The organism is Bradyrhizobium sp. SHOUNA76 (assembly GCF_023006445.1).
Classification (GTDB): domain Bacteria; phylum Pseudomonadota; class Alphaproteobacteria; order Rhizobiales; family Xanthobacteraceae; genus Bradyrhizobium.
Map to the genome: position 1 here is coordinate 1 of NZ_JALBHA010000020.1, position 19,352 is coordinate 19,352.

General features: G+C 64.1%; 18 protein-coding genes and 1 tRNA gene. 7 read left to right on the forward strand and 12 right to left on the reverse strand.

Features of this window, described 5'->3' with window-relative positions; all coding sequences use genetic code 11:
* Positions 1 to 252: hypothetical protein (locus MOV74_RS05050; RefSeq protein ID WP_246918730.1), on the reverse strand; the 252-nt coding region annotated here is incomplete at its 3' end.
* A 597-nt stretch (positions 253 to 849) separates the two neighbouring features.
* Between MOV74_RS05050 and MOV74_RS05055 the strand changes: the two genes are divergently transcribed.
* Both MOV74_RS05055 and MOV74_RS05060 read left to right on the forward strand, forming a co-directional pair.
* Positions 850 to 1,284 carry a phasin gene (locus MOV74_RS05055; protein ID WP_246918732.1) on the forward strand — a complete coding sequence of 145 codons (435 nt, stop codon included), beginning with the start codon at positions 850 to 852 and terminating at the stop codon, positions 1,282 to 1,284.
* A 340-nt stretch (positions 1,285 to 1,624) separates the two neighbouring features.
* Positions 1,625 to 1,701: transfer RNA gene (locus MOV74_RS05060), tRNA-His, on the forward strand.
* A 138-nt stretch (positions 1,702 to 1,839) separates the two neighbouring features.
* Here MOV74_RS05060 and MOV74_RS05065 read toward each other — a convergent pair.
* Positions 1,840 to 2,244 carry a nuclear transport factor 2 family protein gene (locus MOV74_RS05065; protein ID WP_246918734.1) on the reverse strand — a complete coding sequence of 135 codons (405 nt, stop codon included), beginning with the start codon at positions 2,242 to 2,244 and terminating at the stop codon, positions 1,840 to 1,842.
* 549 nt (positions 2,245 to 2,793) lie between these two features.
* Between MOV74_RS05065 and tenA the strand changes: the two genes are divergently transcribed.
* A complete protein-coding gene (tenA, locus tag MOV74_RS05070) occupies positions 2,794 to 3,468 on the forward strand; it encodes a thiaminase II (protein ID WP_246918736.1) in 675 nt (224 codons plus the stop codon).
* A 30-nt stretch (positions 3,469 to 3,498) separates the two neighbouring features.
* Here the strand turns inward: tenA and MOV74_RS05075 are convergent, their stop codons facing one another.
* Positions 3,499 to 4,437: an AEC family transporter gene (locus MOV74_RS05075; protein WP_246918737.1), complete on the reverse strand. Its 939-nt coding sequence runs from the start codon at positions 4,435 to 4,437 to the stop codon at positions 3,499 to 3,501.
* 729 nt (positions 4,438 to 5,166) lie between these two features.
* Between MOV74_RS05075 and MOV74_RS05080 the strand changes: the two genes are divergently transcribed.
* Positions 5,167 to 5,901: a helix-turn-helix transcriptional regulator gene (locus MOV74_RS05080; protein WP_246918739.1), complete on the forward strand. Its 735-nt coding sequence runs from the start codon at positions 5,167 to 5,169 to the stop codon at positions 5,899 to 5,901.
* Positions 5,902 to 6,013: 112 nt separating this feature from the next.
* Here the strand turns inward: MOV74_RS05080 and MOV74_RS05085 are convergent, their stop codons facing one another.
* The gene (locus tag MOV74_RS05085; protein WP_246918741.1) at positions 6,014 to 6,937 is read right to left on the reverse strand and encodes a CoA ester lyase; all 924 of its coding nucleotides are present in this window, start codon (positions 6,935 to 6,937) and stop codon (positions 6,014 to 6,016) included.
* A 2-nt stretch (positions 6,938 to 6,939) separates the two neighbouring features.
* Positions 6,940 to 8,106, reverse strand: a complete 1,167-nt coding sequence (locus tag MOV74_RS05090; protein ID WP_246918743.1) for a CaiB/BaiF CoA-transferase family protein — start codon at positions 8,104 to 8,106, stop codon at positions 6,940 to 6,942.
* Between the two features lie 500 nt (positions 8,107 to 8,606).
* Between MOV74_RS05090 and MOV74_RS05095 the strand changes: the two genes are divergently transcribed.
* Both MOV74_RS05095 and MOV74_RS05100 read left to right on the forward strand, forming a co-directional pair.
* On the forward strand, positions 8,607 to 8,951 hold the full coding sequence (locus MOV74_RS05095) for a hypothetical protein (protein ID WP_246918744.1): 345 nt from the start codon (positions 8,607 to 8,609) through the stop codon (positions 8,949 to 8,951).
* A gap of 347 nt (positions 8,952 to 9,298) precedes the next feature.
* Positions 9,299 to 9,976 carry a ParA family protein gene (locus MOV74_RS05100; RefSeq protein ID WP_025032179.1) on the forward strand — a complete coding sequence of 226 codons (678 nt, stop codon included), beginning with the start codon at positions 9,299 to 9,301 and terminating at the stop codon, positions 9,974 to 9,976.
* Positions 9,977 to 10,102: 126 nt separating this feature from the next.
* Here MOV74_RS05100 and MOV74_RS05105 read toward each other — a convergent pair whose 3' ends face one another.
* The 5 genes from MOV74_RS05105 to trxB form a co-directional block, all read right to left on the reverse strand.
* On the reverse strand, positions 10,103 to 10,282 hold the full coding sequence (locus tag MOV74_RS05105) for a hypothetical protein (protein ID WP_246918746.1): 180 nt from the start codon (positions 10,280 to 10,282) through the stop codon (positions 10,103 to 10,105).
* 99 nt (positions 10,283 to 10,381) lie between these two features.
* Entirely contained in the window at positions 10,382 to 10,528 is a 147-nt protein-coding gene (locus MOV74_RS05110) for a hypothetical protein (protein WP_246918748.1), read from the reverse strand.
* Between the two features lie 249 nt (positions 10,529 to 10,777).
* Positions 10,778 to 11,686: a 4-hydroxy-tetrahydrodipicolinate synthase gene (gene dapA / locus MOV74_RS05115; protein WP_246918750.1), complete on the reverse strand. Its 909-nt coding sequence runs from the start codon at positions 11,684 to 11,686 to the stop codon at positions 10,778 to 10,780.
* Between the two features lie 448 nt (positions 11,687 to 12,134).
* Complete coding sequence (locus MOV74_RS05120; protein ID WP_063197141.1) at positions 12,135 to 13,058, reverse strand: LysR family transcriptional regulator; 924 nt, start codon at positions 13,056 to 13,058, stop codon at positions 12,135 to 12,137.
* A gap of 5 nt (positions 13,059 to 13,063) precedes the next feature.
* Positions 13,064 to 14,029, reverse strand: a complete 966-nt coding sequence (gene trxB, locus MOV74_RS05125; protein ID WP_246918752.1) for a thioredoxin-disulfide reductase — start codon at positions 14,027 to 14,029, stop codon at positions 13,064 to 13,066.
* A 266-nt stretch (positions 14,030 to 14,295) separates the two neighbouring features.
* On the opposite strand from trxB, the gene MOV74_RS05130 reads away from it, so the two are divergent.
* A complete protein-coding gene (locus tag MOV74_RS05130) occupies positions 14,296 to 14,775 on the forward strand; it encodes an Lrp/AsnC family transcriptional regulator (protein WP_027547667.1) in 480 nt (159 codons plus the stop codon).
* A 378-nt stretch (positions 14,776 to 15,153) separates the two neighbouring features.
* On the opposite strand, the gene greA is transcribed toward MOV74_RS05130, so the two are convergent.
* Positions 15,154 to 15,627 carry a transcription elongation factor GreA gene (greA, locus tag MOV74_RS05135; RefSeq protein ID WP_018643807.1) on the reverse strand — a complete coding sequence of 158 codons (474 nt, stop codon included), beginning with the start codon at positions 15,625 to 15,627 and terminating at the stop codon, positions 15,154 to 15,156.
* A 208-nt stretch (positions 15,628 to 15,835) separates the two neighbouring features.
* Complete coding sequence (gene carB, locus MOV74_RS05140) at positions 15,836 to 19,300, reverse strand: carbamoyl-phosphate synthase large subunit (RefSeq protein WP_246918754.1); 3,465 nt, start codon at positions 19,298 to 19,300, stop codon at positions 15,836 to 15,838.
* Positions 19,301 to 19,352 lie beyond the last annotated feature (52 nt).

The window sequence follows — 19,352 nt, forward strand, 5'->3', positions numbered from 1 at the left end:
CCGCACGGAGCCATTCGCCGGCAGCTGCCGGGCGAGCCGGGCGACCTGGCGGCGATGGCTGTCCGCCGGGCCAAACATCCTGTCCGCGAGTGCTGCGCTATTTGTCGCGCCGAACAGTTTTGCGCCGACCGGATTGGCCCACAGCACGCGCGCGCCGTCGATCGACCACAGCCAGGCGGGCAGCTGAGAGGTCGCATGCACGGCCAGCCGGGGATCGCCCACACCTCGCAACTGGAAATCCGAACTCGTCATCCGACCGGCTGTATCTCACGCTTGAAGCTGGCGGCTGCCGGAATGACAGCCTTAAGAAAGGGTTAGTATCGCCCGCGGCCGCGGGCAGGTCCACGGCCCGGCCCTTCGGAGGTAGCCCAAAGCGGCGATAACCTTAATCTGCCCAAACCCGCAAGCGGCAGCCCGGTTCATCCAAGGGATTCGAAGGTGGGGCTGGGGTGGTCACCTCTCCCGCTTGCGGGAGAGGTCGCACCGAAGGCGCGGGTGAGGGCTCTCTCGTTATTGGGGTTGTCCCGATGCGGAAGCACCCTCTCGCCAACCCTCTCCCGCAGGCGGGAGAGGGCGCCGACCGCTCGCGTGGTCTGCATCAACCTCAACCCCCGGTTCCCCACCCGGGGAACTTCGCCCTAACCTAGATTAAATTATCGCGCCGCACCCTCTTGGCGCGTTGCGCTGCACAATGTTGACATGATAGGCAGCCATAATCCTAAGCACTGGGCGAGCCACATCGTTTGTTTCGCGTTTCCAGTCTTCGTTCCCGCCATCAGATGGCTCCGGTTGGCCGGCGGGCGCGCCAGAAGGCTCACTCCATTTTTTCAATTAGCGTGAGGGACGACCATGACAGGTGCGACTGATCCGTTTTCTGCCTCGATCATTCCGTTCGAGGTCCCCGAGCAGATGCGTGCGTTCGCCGAAAAGGGCGTGTCGCAGGCCCGCGAAAACTACGCCAAGTTCAAGGACGCGGCCGAGACCCACAACGGCACCGTCGAGGCCGTTTTCACCTCCGCCTCCAAGGGCGCGAGCGAGTACACCGCCAAGCTGGTCGAGTTCATGAAGGCCAATTCCAGCGCCCAGCTCGACTTCGCCCAGCATCTGTTCGGCGCCAAGTCGCCGTCGGAAGCCTTGGAGCTGTGGACCGGCCACACCCGCAAGCAGTTCGAGACCTTGCAGTCCCAGGCCAAGGAGCTGGTCGAGCTCACCCAGCGCGTCGCCGCCGAGACCGCCGAGCCGATCAAGGCCAGCGCCTCGAAGTACATGCCGCCCGCCGCCTGAGCGGTGAGGCAGGTTTGAATTGAGAGAAACCCGGGCCGAAACGCCCGGGTTTTTTCTTGCCTCTCAGCTTGCGGGAGCGGCCGGCGCCCGGCGATGCGAAGCATCGCAGGGCGACGGGTGAGGGTTCTCTCCGTCCGGGGAGTGTTTCGGTCGCCGGCAGGGGGAGCACAACGCTCCGATGCCCGCCATTGCCCCGATTTCCCTGCCCCGCGGTCAATTTCACCCGGTTTTTCACCGCATTGCGGCCTTGCCAAACCGGGCCGTTGCACCTAGTTTCCGCCCCGTCCAGCCCCCCTAGGTCGACCTTTTCAGGCACCCCTTGAGGGCGGCTCGCCAGGATGCAGTTGTAGCTCAGTTGGTTAGAGCGCCTGTCTGTGGAACAGGAGGTCGGTGGTTCGAGCCCACCCAACTGTACCAATGCTGACGATGTCCTTGCCCACATCACGGAACGAACCTGCGATCGCCCACTCCGGACGGCAGCGTTATCATCGCTCTGCGAACCGCGAATAACCGCTGGATTACGGTGACAGTGCAGGAAACTTTACTAGGTCGTGCTCACCCAATCATGGCCTTGATCTGCGCCGTATCCGCAAACTCGATCAACTCCGCGATCTTCCCATCCTGAAATCTGAACAGGTCCAAAATCTCCGTGCTGACCGCTTTGCCGGTCGGGTGATATCGCACGGTGACGCGGGAATGGACGGCGACACGATCGCCGTCGACCAGCTCGGCCAGGATCTCGCGGCCTTCGAAGCCGAAGCCGGCGGTCAATTGAGTGAAGGCTGCGTGCAGGGTCGGGTAGCCCTGCATGCGTCCCGTCAGTTCGAGCGCGCTCTTGTCGCCCATCAAGGTGAACGCGCCCTCGGGATGAAAAGCCGTCACCAGGCTATCGGTGTCGCCGCCGTCGCGCGCGGCGTAGGCGGCCCTGATCAATGCGAGCATGTCGTCGCGGTTTGCCATGTCACGCTCCCTGCACCACGTATCAGGGCAGCGTAGCCACCTTTGCGTGTAAAGGCAAAATCGCCGAGACGGCGCGAGGGCCCGGGGCGCCGAAGCAGGATCGTTCGTTTTCGTTCCGCGCTTCCGGCAGAAAACAGCAGCCAGTCCCGGCGAACCTTTTGGTGCCCTTGCGTGTTTGGAACTGCGGCAGGAAGAAGCAAAGGGAGCTGAGATATGAACGGGATTATTTATCTGGTCGGACTTGTCGTCGTGATTGGTATAGTGCTGTCGTTCCTGGGCCTGCGCTGACCGCGTAAATGCTGTCCGAGGACGCGCGGCGTCGTCCGCACGCCTTGGACGCGTTACCTCGCCACCACGCACACAAGACCACCGGCAACGTCGCCGCGCGCCGGCATCGTCGCCAGCTTATGCGCGCACATCACCAAGACGCCCAGTTCAGCGCTGCTCAAAGCCTATTTTGTCCGCTGTCGTCGTAGCTGCTCGGTTCGCAATGCGCTATCGGTAGCGAGCCAAAGACGTTCGTGGACAAGCAAGCAGGCGGAAAGATCCGTGAGTTTCTTCGAGCGTCTCAAGTCAGCAGCATCCGCTGAGTGGCGGGCCTACACCGAGCATCCCTTCACGAACGGATTGGCGGACGGCTCGCTCCCCGAAGCGGCGTTTCGTCACTACCTCGTTCAGGACTATTTGTTCCTCATCGAGTTTGCTCGCGCCTACGCGCTCGCGGTCTACAAGTCGCCCAGGCTTGCCGACATGCGTGAAGCAGCGGCCGGCCTGTCGGCCATCCTCGATGTCGAGATGAACCTGCATGTGAAGCTCTGTGCCGATTGGGGTCTATCCCCAAGTGACCTCGAACAAGCCCCTCCGGCGGCCGAGATGCTGGCCTATACGCGCTACGTGCTCGACGCCGGAATGCGCGGCGATCTGCTGGCGCTCAAGGTGGCGCTTGCGCCTTGCGTGATCGGGTACGCGGAGATCGCAACGCGGCTCGGCTCGCTTCCCGATGCGGGCGCTGCGACGAACGCCTATCGCGTCTGGATCGCCGAATACGCCGGCGTGCCGTACCAGGAGGTCGCTGCCAAAGCGCGGGCGCATATGGAGCATCTCGCCGATCTCTACGCCACGCCGGCCCGCGAGGCCGAGCTGATTGCGATCTTCAAGGAAGCCACTCGCCTCGAGGCAGATTTCTGGGAGATGGCCTGGCGCGCGGGCCAAGGTGTCGCATAGCGGTTTCGGCAATCGTCAGGCGCCCCTGCCTCACTTCGCCACCGCCCACACCACCACCGGCAACGTCACCGCCGCCAGCAGCGTCCCCAGCGCGACCGCGCCCGAGACCGGGTTCACCAGCCGCTGATACTGCACCGCGAAGATGTAGGCATTCGCGCCGGTCGGCATCGCCGCGAACAGCACGACGACGCCGGCGGCGACCGGCGGCAGGTCGAGCAGTCTTGCCAGCACGAACGCGGCCGCCGGCATCGCCGCCAGCTTCAGCGCGCACATCACCAAAATGCTCAGCTTCTCGCCTTTCACCTCGAAGCGGAACAGGTTGATGCCGAGCGCGATCAGGGCCGTCGGCGATCCCGCCTGCGCCAAAAGCTCGATGGTGCGGTCGATGACGGGGGTGAGGCCGAGGCCGGTGAAGCGCCAGATCACGCCGAAGCCGATTGCCAGCATCAGCGGGTTGCGGGCGAGGTCGGTGAGCACGGGCCAGATGACCGACAGGGCCGAGCCGGTGCGCTTCTGGCTGACAAGCTCCATCTGCAGGATGCCGCAGAGCCAGAGCAGGGGCGTGTTCACCGACAGGATCAGCGCCATCGGCCCCGCCGCCTCGTTGCCCAGCGCGGAGAGCACGAGGGGAATGCCGAGCATCACGATGTTGCCGTAGACCGAGCCGATCGCGAACACGACGCCGTCCTCGTGGTCCTGGCGCCGCTGGCGCAGCAGCGCCGAGATCGCCAGCGCCGCGATCCAGATGAGGGCGAGCGCGCCGTAATAGGCGCCCCACATCCGGTAAGGGCTGACATCGGGGAATTCCGACACGACGATGGTGCGGAACAGCAACGCTGGGATGGCGATGCTGAAGGCAAATTCCGAGATGCCCTTGTGCGCGCTCTCCGAGACGAAGCGAAACAGCACCGCGGCATAGCCGGCCGCGATCAACGCAAACACCGGTGCGACAATCAGCAACGTGGCCATGTGCCCCTACAACCCAGCCCGATGACCCTGTGTGCCATCCGCACATTGAGACGGTCGATCATCTGGCCTTCCAGCCTCACCACTCCTGATGACGGTGGCAGTGCTTGATGACGGTGACAGCGCACAAGGACTCCTGCACTGCAGTGCACGTTAGCCGCAAGGCTGACCAAAGACAATTTTGTGCACCGCCACCGTAACCGATCTCTTGCGTGGAAATCCGGGAGAAGTTTCGGGAGAGCCGCCGGATGGCAATTGCCGAATGGCAATCTCGTGTAACCTGCAATTTCATGTAACCTAATGCATTCTCTGATCGATCGGGACCCCATGGCCCTTGCCGCCGACCGTCTCCTCGCTGCCGTCGAAGCGATCTACGATACGGCAGCGAGCCCGTCATTCTGGCCATCCGCTCTTGGCAAGATCGCAGACTGCTTCGATGACGCCGGCGCGATCCTGCAATGGCGAAGGGACGACGGGGCCTTCGGAGCCCTCGCCTCCGAAAGCCTCGCGCCCGCGCTCGCCGACTATGGGACGCGTTGGGCGCAGCACGATTTCAAGGCCGAACGTTGCGTCTCGTCCGGCCTTTACGTCAGCGGCGAGCCCTTCACCGATCGACACATCGGCCCGATCGACGACGCCTACCTCAACCATCCGTTCAGCAGGGAATTCCTTGCAAGGCACGGTTTGGGCTGGTTCGGATCGATCGGGGTGTCACCCGACCCACGGATCCTGGTGGCGCTCAGCGTGCAGCGAGCCTTCGCCAAGCCGCAATTCTCCGAGGCCGAACTGGACCTGATAAGCACGCTCGGGCGCCACGCCGAGAAATCGTTGCGCCTGTCGATCAGGCTGCTTGATACCGAACTGGCCAATCTCGGCCTTGGCGACGCCCTTGCGCGGATCGGCATCGGCGTGTTTGCGCTGGACTCGTCGGCGCGTGTGCTGTTCGCCAATCCGGTTGGGGAGAGCCTTCTCGGCGAAGTGTTCGACCTCGTGAACGATCGTCTGCGTGTTCGCATGGCGGCGAGCCGGGCGCCGTTCGAGGCCGCTATGACGCAAACGCTTCGCGCCGAGGCGCGCGATCTGCTGGCCGAGCCGAGACCCATTCTCGTTGAGTCGAGTGCAACAGGCCGGCGTTTCGTCATCTACCTGCTCCCGATCACCGCCGGCGCACTTTCAGACAGCCATTTTCTGACCCGCACGCGGGCGATCGTGCTCGCGATCGAGCAGAAATCTGCCGAGCCGCCGGATCCCGCCATCGTGCGGGACATCCTGGGCTTGACGCTCGGGGAGGCCAGAATCGCCTCTCTGGTGGGTTCGGGCGTTCCGCCGAAGCAAGCTGCAGGCCGGCTCGGGATTGCCGAAGACACGGCGCGCAATGTGCTGAAGCGCGTATTTCAGAAGCTCGGCATATCCAGGCAAAGCGAACTCGCGGCGCTGCTCGGCCGGCTCGTGTTGCGAGGGCCTTGAATCATCGGCCTTGCATCCTGGCGCACCCACCAACCCTCAGGCAATGAGCGGATGTTATAGGGAGAAAAATCGGGAGCGAAGGATCGGCGTCGGGAATGGCTTGTACGCGCCGCTACGACCCCAGTCCAATGATCCGGCGGGCCATCCGCACATTGGCGTAGTCGATCATCTTGCCGTCGAGAGTCACCGCGCCCTGTCCTTTCGCCTCCGCCTGCTCCATCGCCTCGACGATCAGCCGCGCCTGGGCCAGCTCCTGGTCCGACGGCATGAATGCGCGCAGCGTCGGCTCGATCTGGTCGGGATGGATGACTTGCTTGCCGTCGAACCCCATCGCCGCGGCCTTTTGCGCGCTGCTTTCGGTCAGCCTGGCATCGCGGAACGCACCGCAGGGGCCGTCGATGGCGATGAGGCCGAACGCGCGCGCGGCCACCAGCAGGCGCATCATCGGATAAGCGAACAGGTCGAGCGGCGCGAACGCGTAGCCGGTTTGCGCCGATCCGACGTGGCGGTAGCCATCCGGGGACACCCCGATGTCGGAGGAGCGGGCGCCGATCGACGCCGCGAAATCGCCGACGCCGAGATGAAGCGCGGCAACGCTGTCGTGACAGGCGGCGAGCATGTCGACATTGACGAGGCCGAGCGCGGTCTCGATCAGCAATTCCAGCGCGACCGGCGTGGGGCGATCGGAGCCGGCGGCCCGCAACTGCTCGGCAATTGCGGTGATGTCGCTGGCGCGCTCCGCCTTCGGCACGATCAACGCATCCAGTCTCGGCACTGCCGCCAGCGCGCGGATCTCCTGCGCGATGAAGGGGCTGTCCACGGCGTTGATCCTCACCGTGACGCGCTTGCTGCCCCAGTCGAGCGCGGAGAGGGATCGGGCGGCCTCCTCCAGCGCAAGACCCTTCTCGGACGGCGGCACCGCGTCCTCGAGATCCATGAACACGGCATCGGCAACTGAGGCCGCCGCCTTGGCGACGAGGCGGGTGCGATGCGCGGGGACGGCCAGATAAGCCCGCGTTGGCCGCTGATGTGCCATCGTCACGTCTCCTTGCCGAGGCCGAGTTCGCTGAGGATAGTTTGATTGTGCTGCCCCACATCGGGCACCGGATCCATCCGCGGCCTCAGGCCGGGAATGGTCAGCGCGGGCAGGAAGCTCATCAGCGGCCCGCACGGCGAGCCGACGCTCTGGACGCGCGACCGCGCATGAAGCTGCTCATGCGCCAGGAAGGCCTCGACCGAGTTCAGATGCGCGTTGGCGATCGAGGCGTCGTCAAGCAGACGCAGCACCTCCTCGCCGGTCATGGAGGCAAATCGCTGCTCGATATGCGCCTGCAGATCGTCGCGATTCTGCATGCGCAGCGGATTGGTGCGGAAGCTTGGATGATCGGCAAAGCCCGCATCGCCGAGGACGGTGCTGCACAGCGATCGCCATTCCCGATCGTTCTGGATGCCGAAGAAGATCGTGTCACCGTCGCCGACCCGGAACGGGCCGTAGGGCGCGATCGTCGCATGCCTCGCGCCGGTTCGCGGCAGCGGCCGGCCCGTGCTTTGCGTGTAGAAGGCGGGATAGCTCATCCAGTCCGTGATGGAATCGAACAGCGAGGCTTGGAAGGCCGTGCCCTTGCCGGTCCGCTCCCGGCGGTACAGCGCCATCAGCACGCCGTTGAGGATGTACATGCCGGTGGCGATGTCGACCACCGAGAGCCCGACCTTGGCGGGCTCCGCCTCGGTGCCGTTGATGGCGAGAACGCCGGCCTCGCACTGGACCAGGAGATCATAGGCCTTCTTGTCGCTGTAGGGGCCGCCGGTGCCATAGCCCGAGACGTCGCAGGCGATGATGCGCGGATGTTTCCGCACCAGCGATGCGGCATCGAGGCCGAGCCGCTCCGCAGCGCCCGGCGCGAGATTCTGGATGAACACGTCCGCCTGCGGCAGCAGGGCGTCGAGCACCTTGCGGCCGTCCTCGCTCTTGATGTCGATGGCGAGACTTTCCTTGGAGCGGTTGGTCCAGACGAACTGGCTCGACATGCCGTTCATCACGTGGTCGTAGTCCCGGCAGAAATCTCCAGTGCCCGGCCGCTCGATCTTGATGACCCGCGCGCCCCAGTCCGCCAGGTGCCGGCTGGCCAGCGGCGCCGCGATCGCCTGTTCGAGCGAAACCACCGTGACACCCGACAGCGGCAGCTCCGCCTCATTCCCGTCCATGCAACCGTGCTCCTCCGTGCGCTTTTCGACCAGCGCAGGAGACAAGCCGGCCACCCCACGCGCATCTTCTTGATGATGCCATGATGCCCCCGTTTCGCCCGACAAGTCAAACCAGATTTCGCTAAATCCTAAGATATGAAATGCTATGGGATTACCGTGGCTTGGCTACTGTGCATGGGGTTGTTTTCGCGATTTTGTGTTGGGGTGGCTGGAACAGCGGCCGAGCTCGATCCAGCCAAGCCGTCGTTGCCGCAGGAGCAGGTGCGCTCCCTCTCCCGCTTGCGGGGGAGGGCTGGGAAGGGGGTGTCGCCACAATCGAGGACCCCAACGCGGAGAGAGCCCTCACCCGGCGCTTCGCGCCGACCTTTCCCGCAGGCGGATCACCGCGATGCCCGCCCTGTTGCCGAGACCGCACAGGTCGCGGCTTTCGCATCCCGCTCGGTTGCCAACGAACCGCCGTTCACCCACTATTCCCTCCTGTTCGACATGTGGGGGATTCAATGCCGGCGCTTCGCTTCAAGTCATCCTTGGCTGCTGCCACCCTCGGGATGGCGCTGGCCGTGCTGATCCAGCCCGGTGCCGGCTTCGCCTACACCCCGGAGGAGCAGCAGGCCTGCACGCCGGATGCGATGCGGCTGTGCGGCGAGTTCGTGCCGAACGTCGATGCCATCACCGCCTGCATGATCAAGAAGAAGGCGCAGCTCTCGCCACAATGCGCGGTGTTCTTCCGCCGCGGACCGGAGCCGGGCGAGGCCCGTGCCGGCAGGCCGACCAACATCGCGCCCAAAACCGCGAAGAAGAGCGCCAAGCCGGCGGCCAAGAAGAAAAAGACCAGCGACAGCTGAGCGGCACCCGCCTTCCTTTTGCGAAACTTCGTAAGGTAACGGACTCCTTTTGTTCGCGCGGCTGGCGTGAGCTTGCGACGCAGGCACGACGGAAAAGAGTCGGATGCGGGTTTGCGCGGCGAGGTTGCATTCCGCGTCGTCCCGAAGGACTGCTCAAAAAACGCATACACGCTCGCGCACAGCGCTTGATTGCGGTTCTTGTCGCGCCTCGCACATCGCAGTGTGACTCAAAAGCCAGCACGCCTTGTTATTTCGTGACCCCAGCGCAACTCTCGATAAATTTATCTTTCACGAATCAGCGTGGTGATTCATTTTCGTAGCCTAGGGTCAATCTGGAGGCCGAAGGTATGAACGTTATTGTTTTTGCATCGCGTAAAGGCGGCTCGGGCAAGAGTACCCTGGCTGCACATCTCGCCGCGCAGATCAAGGCGAGCAAGCAGGTCATGCTCGTGGACGCGGACCCGCAGGGCTCGCTCACGCTGTGGCACAAGCTGCGTGGCACCAACGAACCGCCGATCAAGGCGGCCGTGAACTCCGTCAGCGGCATCGTCTCCGCTGCCAAGCGCGACGGTTATGAATGGGTGTTGATCGACACGCCGCCGAACCTCTCGGCTGTCGTCGACGACGCGATCAAGAATGCCACTATGGTGGTGATTCCCGCCCGTCCCGGCGTGTTCGACGTCAACGCGGTGCAGGAAACCATCCAGATGTGCCGCGCGGCGCGCAAGCCCTATGCGGTCGTGCTCAACGGTGCGCCGGCCAAGCGCGACGAAGCCGAAAGCCCGATCGTCACCATCGCCCGCGAAGCGCTGGCGAAATTCCGTGCGCCGGTGTGGGGTGGCCAGATCACCAACCGTTCGGATCTCTTGATGGCGTTGAGCCATGGCGAAGGCGCGCGGGAGTACCAGGCCGAGAGCCGTGCGGCTCAGGAAATCGCAAGGCTGTGGGCGGCGATCGAGCGTTCAGTGAAAGCTATTCGCGGCACGGCGTCGGCATCCGGCGCAATGCACAAGCAGGCAGCGTAATTTTTTATAATTCATTCCCCGGACAAAAAACGCGCGGAAGTCCGCGCGTTTTGCGTTTTCTGGATGATGGTCCGTCATGCCCAGGCTTGTCCCGGGCATCCACGTTCTCGCCCGTGGAAATGAAGGTTACGCCACCATCAGCATGTAGAACACGATGACCGGCGACAAAGTCAGGATCACCGACCAGATGCCGACGGCCCAGAGAATGTCCTCGGTGGTAAAGCTCTGCTGTCCGGCGTCGTAATGCGACGCCATCTCACTATGACTATTCACAAATGCCCCCGCGATTTCTTCGCTTATGGGCATGAACGATACGCGGGATGTTTTAAAATTCCGGCTTGCAATCCCGCTCGCATTTTGAGCGCATTTGCGACCGCCCTTTAACCATCCGCGCGAGCAGCCGTCTCAGGCGAGCCAGACCCGAAACAGCAGCACCGGCATCAGGCCGAGCATCACCGCCCAGAACCCGAACGACGATACGACGATAATTCCCTGCAGGAGATCGCTCGGAGCGAACTGGCTTGCGGCCGTAGGCCGGGTACGATGCCTCATGGTCATTCCCCCTATGAGAAGGCTTCGGAGCACAACGATAGGCACCAGAGCGTAAACGAGCCGTAGATGCGCCATGCGGCGGTAGCGAACGGCGTTGGGGTCCGGTTAACCAAGGGCGGCGCTCTGTCGTCCCCACCGCCGTCATTCCGGGGCGCGACGAAGTCGCGAACGATGGTGCGCAATTGCGCACCATCGTTCGCGCTGTGCGCGCCCCGGAATGACACGGAGGTGGCGGGAAGAGTAAGGCCGCTACGCCGCTACCTTCGTCCGACGCTCGATCTCGCGATCGATCGTGGCCGCGAGCTCGCTGCTGACTTCCACCATCGGCAGGCGCACTTCGGGGCTGTCGATGAGGCCGCATCGCCACAGCCAGTACTTTGCCGGCGCCGGGCTCGGCTCCGTGAACAGCAGCCGCGTCAGCTCTGCGACCTCATGCCAGCGCGCCAGCGCTGCGTCGTAATTGCCGCGCTTGTGCTCGGCGTAGACCGCCGCAAACGCCGCGGTCTCGACATGGGCCGACAGCACGATGCCGCCGTCGGCGCCGTCACCGAGCGCCTCGAAATAGTTCGCGTCCTCGCCGGTGAGCACGCGGAATTGCTTCGGCCTGTCACGCAGCAGCGCGATCGATTGCTCGCGGCTCGCGCCGCAATCCTTCAAGCCCACGATATTCTGATGCTCGGCGAGCCGCAGCATGGTCTGGTTGGTGATGTTCACCGCGGTGCGATAGGGAATGTTGTAGAGCGCGAGCGGCCAGGCGGCGTGATCGGCGAGCGTCTCGAAATGCGCCAGCAGCCCGCGCTGCGAGGGCCGCACATAATAAGGGCTCGCGATCAGATAACCGTCGATCGGCCAGTCCGCGGTCTCGTCGAGACGTTCCTTCAGTCGCGAGGTGTCGGCGCCTGACAGCCCGAGGCAGACCGGAACGTTGCGGCGGCCCGCCGCCATCTCGTCGCGCACGATGGCAACGAGACGTTCGAGCTCGGCCTCGCGCAGCGTCATGCCTTCACCGGAGGTCGCCCCCAGGATGAAGCCGTCGATGCCTTGCGCGCTGTAGTGCCGCGTCAGCCGCCGCAACGACCGCTCGTCGAGCGCGCCGCCCTGAAACGGCGTCACCAGCGGCAGCCACAGCCCGTGCAGTTGTTCCTGTAGACCAGTCATGTTTCCATCTCCTTCTCGGGAAAAAACCTGAGACGGAGGGCACATGAAAAAACCCCGTCCAGGCGGCGGGGTTTTCGGGATTTGCAGCGATGACGAAGCTTAGCTAGTGCGCGCAAAAATCCGAGGCCCCGGGATGGGGGCCTTTTTTCGCGATTGCTGCGCACGACTTCGTGATCATTTGCAAATGATGCGGGGTATGCCTGGAACTGTCAATACACGCGGAAGGCGAATGCCGATTGAAGTGAAAAAAAGCCGGGCTCGAACGAGCCCGGCTTAAGGTATTGGCCACGTGAGGCCGACACAATCACCTTCCAAGAGGGATTACTGAACTCCCGCGCCACTGGAGGAGGGGGACAAATGCGCAACGCGAAGGCTCAGCGTGCAAACAGTATGAGCTTGACGAGCGTCCTGCAGCAACCGCCGAGGCCGCATGTCAGTCATGCGGAAATCAGGACGGCCAGCGCTGCGCCTTGCTGACCACGAAGTCGCGGAACACCTGCACGCGCGCGACCGTCTTCAACTCCTCGGGATAGACAAAATACGTGTCGAGCTGGATCGAATCCGATTCGCCGAACAGCTGCACGAGTTTGCTCTGTTCCTCGACCAGGTAGTCGGGCAGCGCGGCGATGCCGAGGCCCTGCTGACAGGCGCGCACGAGACCGAGGATGTTGTTCACCCTGAAATAGGCTTCGCGCGGACCCGAGCCGTTGCGCCCGGCTTCGACCAGCCAGTTGCGGTTCTGCAGATGCGGCGCGAAGTTGCCGTCTGCGAGCGTGATGATGCGGTGGGAGTCGAGCTCCTCCAGCGTGCGCGGCGTGCCGAAGCGCTTGATGTATTCCGGCGAGCAATAGGCGTGGAAGCCCATCGCGAACAGCTTGCGCTGGATGAGATCCGGCTGCGTCGGCTTGCGGGTGCGGATCGCGACATCAGCCTCGCGCATCGACAAATCGAGTTCCTCGTCGGTGACGATCAGCGAGATGCGGATCTCCGGATAGAGCGCGGTGAACTCGCCGAGCCGCGGGATCAGCCAGTTGATGCCGACGCCGGGCGTGGTGGTGATCTTGAGGTCGCCGCTCGGCCGCTCGCGGCTGTCAGTGAGTTTCGCGCGCGCCGCCTGGAGCTGCATGAACACGTCATGCGCGGTGCGGAACAGCAGGTCGCCCTGCTCGGTGAGGATCAGGCCGCGGGCGTGGCGGTGGAACAGCGAGACCGAAAGCTCCTGCTCCAGCGCCGAGACCTGGCGCGACACCGCCGATTGCGACAGGCCGAGCTGCTCGCCCGCATGCGTGAAGCTGCCAGCTTCCGCCGCTGCGTGAAACACCTTCAGCTTGTCCCAGTCCATATCCGTAAATCCGTCGCGTGTTCGAGGCATGATCTTTATTCCGCTGCCGCGCGCTCGCTGGCGCGCAGGGCCAAGAAACGTTCGGCCTCGAGCGCTGCCATGCAGCCGAGGCCTGCGGCCGTCACGGCCTGGCGATAGGTCTCATCGGCGACGTCGCCGGCGGCGAACAGGCCGGGCACCGAGGTGGCGGTCGAGTTCGGGGCGACCTCGACATAGCCCGAGGGTTTCAGCTTGATCTGGTCTTTGATGAGCTCGGTCGCCGGCGCATGGCCGATGGCGATGAAGATGCCGTCGGTCTTCACGTCCGTGAGCGCGCCGGTCTTGACGTTCTTCAGGCGGACATGGGTGACCTTGTTCGGGTTCTCGGTGCCGCAGATCTCGTCGACCGCGGAGTCCCAGATCACCTTGATCTTCGGGTGCTTGAACAGCCGTTCCTGCAGGATGCGCTCGGCGCGGAAGTGATCGCGGCGATGCACGATGGTGACCTGCGAGGCGTGGTTGGTGAGGTACAGGGCTTCCTCGACCGCGGTATTGCCGCCGCCGACCACCACGACCTCCTTGTTGCGGTAAAAGAAGCCGTCGCAGGTGGCGCAGGCCGACACGCCGCCGCCCTGGAATTTGACTTCGGACGGCAGCCCGAGCCAGCGCGCTTGCGCGCCGGTGGCGAGAACCACGGTGTCGGCGAGATAGACGTCGCCGCTGTCGCAGGTGAGGCGGAACGGCCGCTGCGCAGTCTCCAGCTTGGTGACGAGGTCGGAGACGATCCTGGTGCCGACATGGACCGCCTGCTTCTCCATCTGCTCCATCAGCCAGGGGCCCTGGATCACGTCGGCGAAGCCCGGATAGTTCTCGACGTCGGTGGTGATGGTGAGCTGGCCGCCCGCCTGGATGCCCTGGATCAGAATCGGCTCCAGCATGGCCCGCGCGGCGTAGATCGCCGCAGTGTAACCGGCCGGACCGGAGCCAATAATGACGACCTTTGCATGAACAGGAGCGGACATTTCGATGGACGCCTTTCACGGGGGATTTGCAGCGCGGGCGCGGAACGTGCCGGGAGGCCTCGCGGAGGCGCTGAAATATCAGAGCTAATCTAAGCCTTCTGGTGAGCTATGCAAGAATTGCATTCCCTCTCGGCGGATTTTTCCAACAGGGAACAAAAGTCGATTGCGCTGCACGCGCAATAAAATTGCGCTGACGGCGCGGACTGGGCTATGAGGATTGCGATAAGTCACTCAATACCGCCGCAAAGGCCAGGAGTTCCAATCACGTGTCGCGGAACCTAGACGAGATCGACCTGAAAATTCTCACCGAGATTCAGGCCGACGGTCGAATCACGAATGTCGAGCTGGCCAAGCGCGTCGGCATCTCGCCGCCGCCCTGCCTGCGCCGCGTCCGCGCGCTGGAGGAGGAGGGCTACATCCACGGCTACCGGGGCCTGCTGGACGCCCGCAAGCTCGGCTTCGACGTCACCGTGTTCGCCGCCGTGCACCTGTCGAGCCAGGCCGAGGCGGATTTGCGCGCCTTCGAGGAGTTCGTCCGTGCCGAGCCCCTGGTGCGGGAGTGCTGGATGCTGTCGGGCGAGGTCGATTTCATCCTCAAATGCGTCGCGCCTGATATGGCGACCTTCCAGGATTTCGTCACCCACCTGACCGCCGCCCCCCACGTGCGCAACGTGCGGACCTCTCTGGTGCTGCATAACTCGAAGTATGAAGCCGCCGTGCCGCTGGACGTGAAGGGGCGGCGGTAGCCTCTCCAAGCGTCCTGCCAGTCCCGTCATCCTGAGGTGCGAGGCATCGGGCGCAAAGCGCCCGATGGGGAGCCTCGAAGGATGAGCGGTCGAAATGCGGCCGCAGCGGGGCCGTCGCCCTTCGAGGCTCGCCGAAGAGGCGAGCACCTCAGGGTGACGGTGATGGAGTGGGGCTCGCAACAAAACACCGTCATTGCGAGCGCAGCGAAGCAATCCAGAATCTTTCCGCAGAGGCAGTCTGGATTGCTTCGTCGCTTCGCTCCTCGCAATGACGCGCGGTGAGAGCGCGTGTCCACTCACGCAGGCAACATGCCGATACAAAAAAGGCCGCGCAGTGCGCGGCCTTTTCGAAATCTCATCACGTGCAGCGGCAAATCCTTACCGCCACTCCACCTTGGTAATCTCATACGCCTTGGCGCCGCCGGGTGCATTGACCTCGACGGTCGAGCCCTTCTTCTTGCCGATCAGCGCGCGCGCGAGCGGCGAGGTGATGGAGATGCGGCCCTTCTTGGCGTCGGCCTCGACCTCGCCGACGATCTGCCACACCGTCTTCTTCTCGGTGTCCTCGTCGACCAAGGTCACGGTGGCGCCGAACTTGATGGTGTCGCCGGACAGTTTCGAGATGTCGATGATGTCGGCGCGCGCGAGCTTGTCCTCGAGCTCGGCGATGCGGCCTTCATTGTGGGACTGCTCTTCCTTCGCGGCATGATATTCCGCGTTCTCCGACAGGTCTCCGTGCGAGCGCGCCTCGGCGATATGCTCGATGATCCGCGGACGATCTTCCGACTGGCGCTTCTTCAATTCTTCCCCGAGCGCGACAAAGCCGGCCTGGGTCATCGGAACCTTTTCCATCTCTTCTCTCGTCCTTCAGCTGCGCGCCCCCACAAAGACCGAGGGCGCGGCAACCTTGATTCGTCGGTATTCCCGGGCCTGAACACGCGCCCACCGGGAGTTTGTGGGTCTGGCGCCGGAACAGAACCACCACCTGGCCGGATCAGTTCCTCCGGCCATTGTGGCTTCATTGCCAATCACTTAGCGGAAGCGTCGCTGCCGCTAGCGATCAGGTTTCCGAAAAGTAGCTCTGCAGGGTACGAACCTCAAGGTCCCCGCCCAAATAGGCGCGGATGCCCTGCGCGGCCGCCACGGCCCCGGAAAGAGTGGTGTAATACGGCACTTTATGCAAGAGGGCCGCGCGCCGCAGCGAACGGCTGTCGGCCAGCGCCTGCGGGCCTTCGGTGGTGTTGAAGACGAGCTGGACGTCGCCATTGGTGATGGCGTCGACGATGTGCGGCCGGCCCTCCAGCACCTTGTTCACCTTCTCGGTCGGGATGCCCTGATCGGTCAGGAAGCGCTGGGTGCCCGAGGTCGCCAGCACCTTGAATCCGAGTGAATGCAATTCGCGAACCGCTTCGGCGATACGCGTCTTGTCGCTTTCACGCACGGAGACGAACACCGTGCCCTTGCGCGGTACTCGCGTGCCGCCGCCGAGCTGGCTCTTGGCGAACGCCACCGCAAACGAGCGGTCGATGCCCATGACCTCGCCGGTCGAGCGCATCTCGGGGCCGAGCACCGTGTCGACGCCGGGGAAGCGCGCGAACGGAAACACCGATTCCTTGACGCCGACATGCTTGAGCTGCGCCTTCTTCAGCTTGAAATCGGCGAGCTTCTCGCCGGCCATGACGCGCGCGGCGATCTTAGCGACCGGCGTGCCGACCACCTTGGCGACGAAGGGCACGGTGCGCGAGGCGCGCGGATTGACCTCGAGCACGTAGATCTCGCCGTCCTTGATGGCGTATTGCACGTTCATCAGGCCGACCACGTCGAGGCCGAGCGCGAGCTCGCGGGTCTGCCGCTCCAGCTCCTCGATCATCTTCCCATCGAGCGAGTGCGGCGGCAGCGAGCAGGCGCTGTCGCCGGAATGGATGCCGGCTTCCTCGATATGCTCCATGATGCCGACGATGAACGTGTCCTTGCCGTCGCAGAGGCAGTCGACGTCGATCTCGGTGGCATCAGACAGATAACGGTCGAACAGCAGCGGGTTCTTGCCGAGCACGGTGTTGATCTGCCCGGTCTTGTCGTTCGGATAGCGCGCCTTGACGTCGGCCGGCACCAGCTCCGGCAGCGTGCCGAGCAGGTAATCGCTGAGCTGGTTCTCCTCGCGGATGATCTGCATCGCGCGGCCGCCGAGCACGTAGGAGGGGCGCACCACCAGCGGCAGGCCGAGATCGGTTGCGACCAGGCGCGCCTGTTCGACCGAATAGGCGATGCCGTTCTTCGGCTGCTTGAGGCGGAGCTTGTCGAGCACCCGCTTGAAGCGGTCACGATCCTCGGCAAGGTCGATGGCATCAGGCGAGGTGCCGAGGATCGGCACTTCGGCGGCTTCCAGGGCGCGCGCGAGCTTGAGCGGGGTCTGGCCGCCGAACTGCACGATCACGCCGTGCAGCGTGCCCTTGCTGCGTTCCTTGGCGATGATCTCCAGCACGTCTTCGGCGGTGAGCGGCTCGAAATAGAGCCGGTCGGCGGTGTCGTAGTCGGTCGACACCGTCTCCGGGTTGCAATTGACCATGATGGATTCGTAGCCGGCGTCGTGCAGCGCGAAGCAGGCGTGACAGCAGCAATAGTCGAACTCGATGCCCTGGCCGATGCGGTTGGGGCCGCCGCCGAGAATGATGACCTTCTTCTTGTCGGACGGCGTGCTCTCGTCCGCGGGCGCGCCCGCAAACGGCGCCTCATAGGTCGAGTACATATAGGCGGTGGGCGAGGCGAACTCGGCCGCGCAGGTGTCGATCCGCTTGTAGACCGGGCGAACGCCGAGCGCGTGGCGCTTCGCGGTCACCTCGGCCTCCGTCGTCTCGGCGAGCACTGCGAGACGCGCGTCGGAGAAGCCCATGGCCTTCAGCGTGCGCATGCCGAAGGCGTTGCCGGGCAGGCCGTTCTTCCGGACCTTCTCCTCCATGTCGACGATGCCGCGCATCTCGCCGAGGAACCACGGGTCGATCTTGCAGGAGTTGAAGATCTCCTCGTTCGACCAGCCGAGCCGCATGGCCTGGGCGACCTGGAGCAGCCGGTTCGGCGTCGGCGTGCCGAGCGCGGCCCGGATTGCGTTCTTGTCGTCGTCGCGGCCGAGACCCTCGATCTCGATCTCGTCGAGGCCGGTCAATCCGGTCTCGAGTCCGCGCAACGCCTTCTGCAGGCTTTCCTGGAAGGTGCGGCCGATCGCCATGACTTCGCCGACCGACTTCATCGACGTGGTCAGCGTGGTCGAGGCGCCCGGGAACTTCTCGAAGGCGAAGCGCGGCACCTTGGTGACGACGTAGTCGATCGTCGGCTCGAACGAGGCCGGCGTGGCGCCGCCGGTGATGTCGTTGGCGATCTCGTCGAGCGTGTAGCCGACCGCGAGCTTGGCGGCGACCTTGGCGATCGGAAAGCCTGTCGCCTTCGAGGCCAGCGCGGAGGAGCGCGACACGCGCGGATTCATCTCGATCACGACCATGCGGCCGTCCTCGGGATTGACGCCGAACTGCACGTTGGAGCCGCCGGTCTCGACGCCGATCTCGCGCAGCACCGCCAGCGAGGCGTCGCGCATGATCTGGTATTCTTTGTCGGTCAGCGTCAGCGCCGGCGCCACCGTGATGGAATCGCCGGTGTGCACGCCCATCGGATCGAGGTTCTCGATCGAGCAGACGATGATGCAATTGTCTTTCTTGTCGCGCACCACCTCCATCTCGTACTCTTTCCAGCCGAGCACGGATTCTTCAATCAGCACTTCGTTGGTGGGAGATGCGTCGAGGCCGCGCTCGATGATGTCGAGGAATTCTTCCTTGTTGTAGGCAATGCCGCCGCCGGTACCGCCCATCGTAAAGGAGGGGCGGATGATCGCGGGCAGGCCGATCTCGGACAGCGCCATCATGGCCTGGCCGAAGGCGTATTCCTGGTAGCGCTTGCGGCGGTCACCTTCGCCCAGCGTCCATTGCCGATCGTGCTCTTCGAGGGCGGCGCCCGACAGCTTCTCGCGTTCGGCCTGGTGTTTGTCGCGGAAAGACTTCTTTAGGGCGGAGGCGTTGGCGAGCCGCGACCTCGGCGTCTCGAGCCCGATCTTCGTCATGGCCTCGCGGAAGAGCTGGCGGTCCTCGGCCTTGTCGATGGCATCGGCGGTCGCGCCGATCATCTCAACGTCGAACTTTTCCAGCGTGCCCTGGCGGCGCAGCGACAGCGCGCAGTTCAGCGCGGTCTGGCCGCCCATGGTCGGCAGCAGCGCGAAGCCGCCGGGGATGACGTGACGTTCCTTCTCGATGATTTTCGCGACGATCTCGGGCGTGATCGGCTCGATATAGGTCGCATCGGCCAATTCCGGGTCGGTCATGATGGTGGCCGGGTTGGAATTGACGAGGACGATGCGGTAGCCCTCTTCCTTCAGCGTCTTCACCGCCTGGGTGCCCGAATAGTCGAACTCGCAGGCCTGGCCGATCACGATGGGACCGGCGCCGATGATCAGGATGGTGGTGATGTCTGTACGTTTGGGCATCAACTCTCGCCGGACTGGAATTTGGGCACAAAAAAAGGGCGCGCTGCTGCGC

Excerpts from the sequence above, each read along its gene's own strand:
- MOV74_RS05075 (WP_246918737.1), bottom strand. The coding sequence starts at position 4,437 with ATGGCCACGTTGCTGATTGTCGCACCGGTGTTTGCGTTGATCGCGGCC.
- dapA (WP_246918750.1), bottom strand. The coding sequence starts at position 11,686 with ATGACTGGTCTACAGGAACAACTGCACGGGCTGTGGCTGCCGCTGGTG.
- MOV74_RS05055 (WP_246918732.1), top strand. The coding sequence starts at position 850 with ATGACAGGTGCGACTGATCCGTTTTCTGCCTCGATCATTCCGTTCGAG.
- MOV74_RS05120 (WP_063197141.1), bottom strand. The coding sequence starts at position 13,058 with ATGCCTCGAACACGCGACGGATTTACGGATATGGACTGGGACAAGCTG.
- trxB (WP_246918752.1), bottom strand. The coding sequence starts at position 14,029 with ATGTCCGCTCCTGTTCATGCAAAGGTCGTCATTATTGGCTCCGGTCCG.
- MOV74_RS05090 (WP_246918743.1), bottom strand. The coding sequence starts at position 8,106 with ATGGACGGGAATGAGGCGGAGCTGCCGCTGTCGGGTGTCACGGTGGTT.
- greA (WP_018643807.1), bottom strand. The coding sequence starts at position 15,627 with ATGGAAAAGGTTCCGATGACCCAGGCCGGCTTTGTCGCGCTCGGGGAA.
- MOV74_RS05085 (WP_246918741.1), bottom strand. The coding sequence starts at position 6,937 with ATGGCACATCAGCGGCCAACGCGGGCTTATCTGGCCGTCCCCGCGCAT.
- MOV74_RS05100 (WP_025032179.1), top strand. The coding sequence starts at position 9,299 with ATGAACGTTATTGTTTTTGCATCGCGTAAAGGCGGCTCGGGCAAGAGT.
- MOV74_RS05105 (WP_246918746.1), bottom strand. The coding sequence starts at position 10,282 with ATGCCCATAAGCGAAGAAATCGCGGGGGCATTTGTGAATAGTCATAGT.
- MOV74_RS05110 (WP_246918748.1), bottom strand. The coding sequence starts at position 10,528 with ATGAGGCATCGTACCCGGCCTACGGCCGCAAGCCAGTTCGCTCCGAGC.
- carB (WP_246918754.1), bottom strand. The coding sequence starts at position 19,300 with ATGCCCAAACGTACAGACATCACCACCATCCTGATCATCGGCGCCGGT.
- MOV74_RS05095 (WP_246918744.1), top strand. The coding sequence starts at position 8,607 with ATGCCGGCGCTTCGCTTCAAGTCATCCTTGGCTGCTGCCACCCTCGGG.
- MOV74_RS05065 (WP_246918734.1), bottom strand. The coding sequence starts at position 2,244 with ATGGCAAACCGCGACGACATGCTCGCATTGATCAGGGCCGCCTACGCC.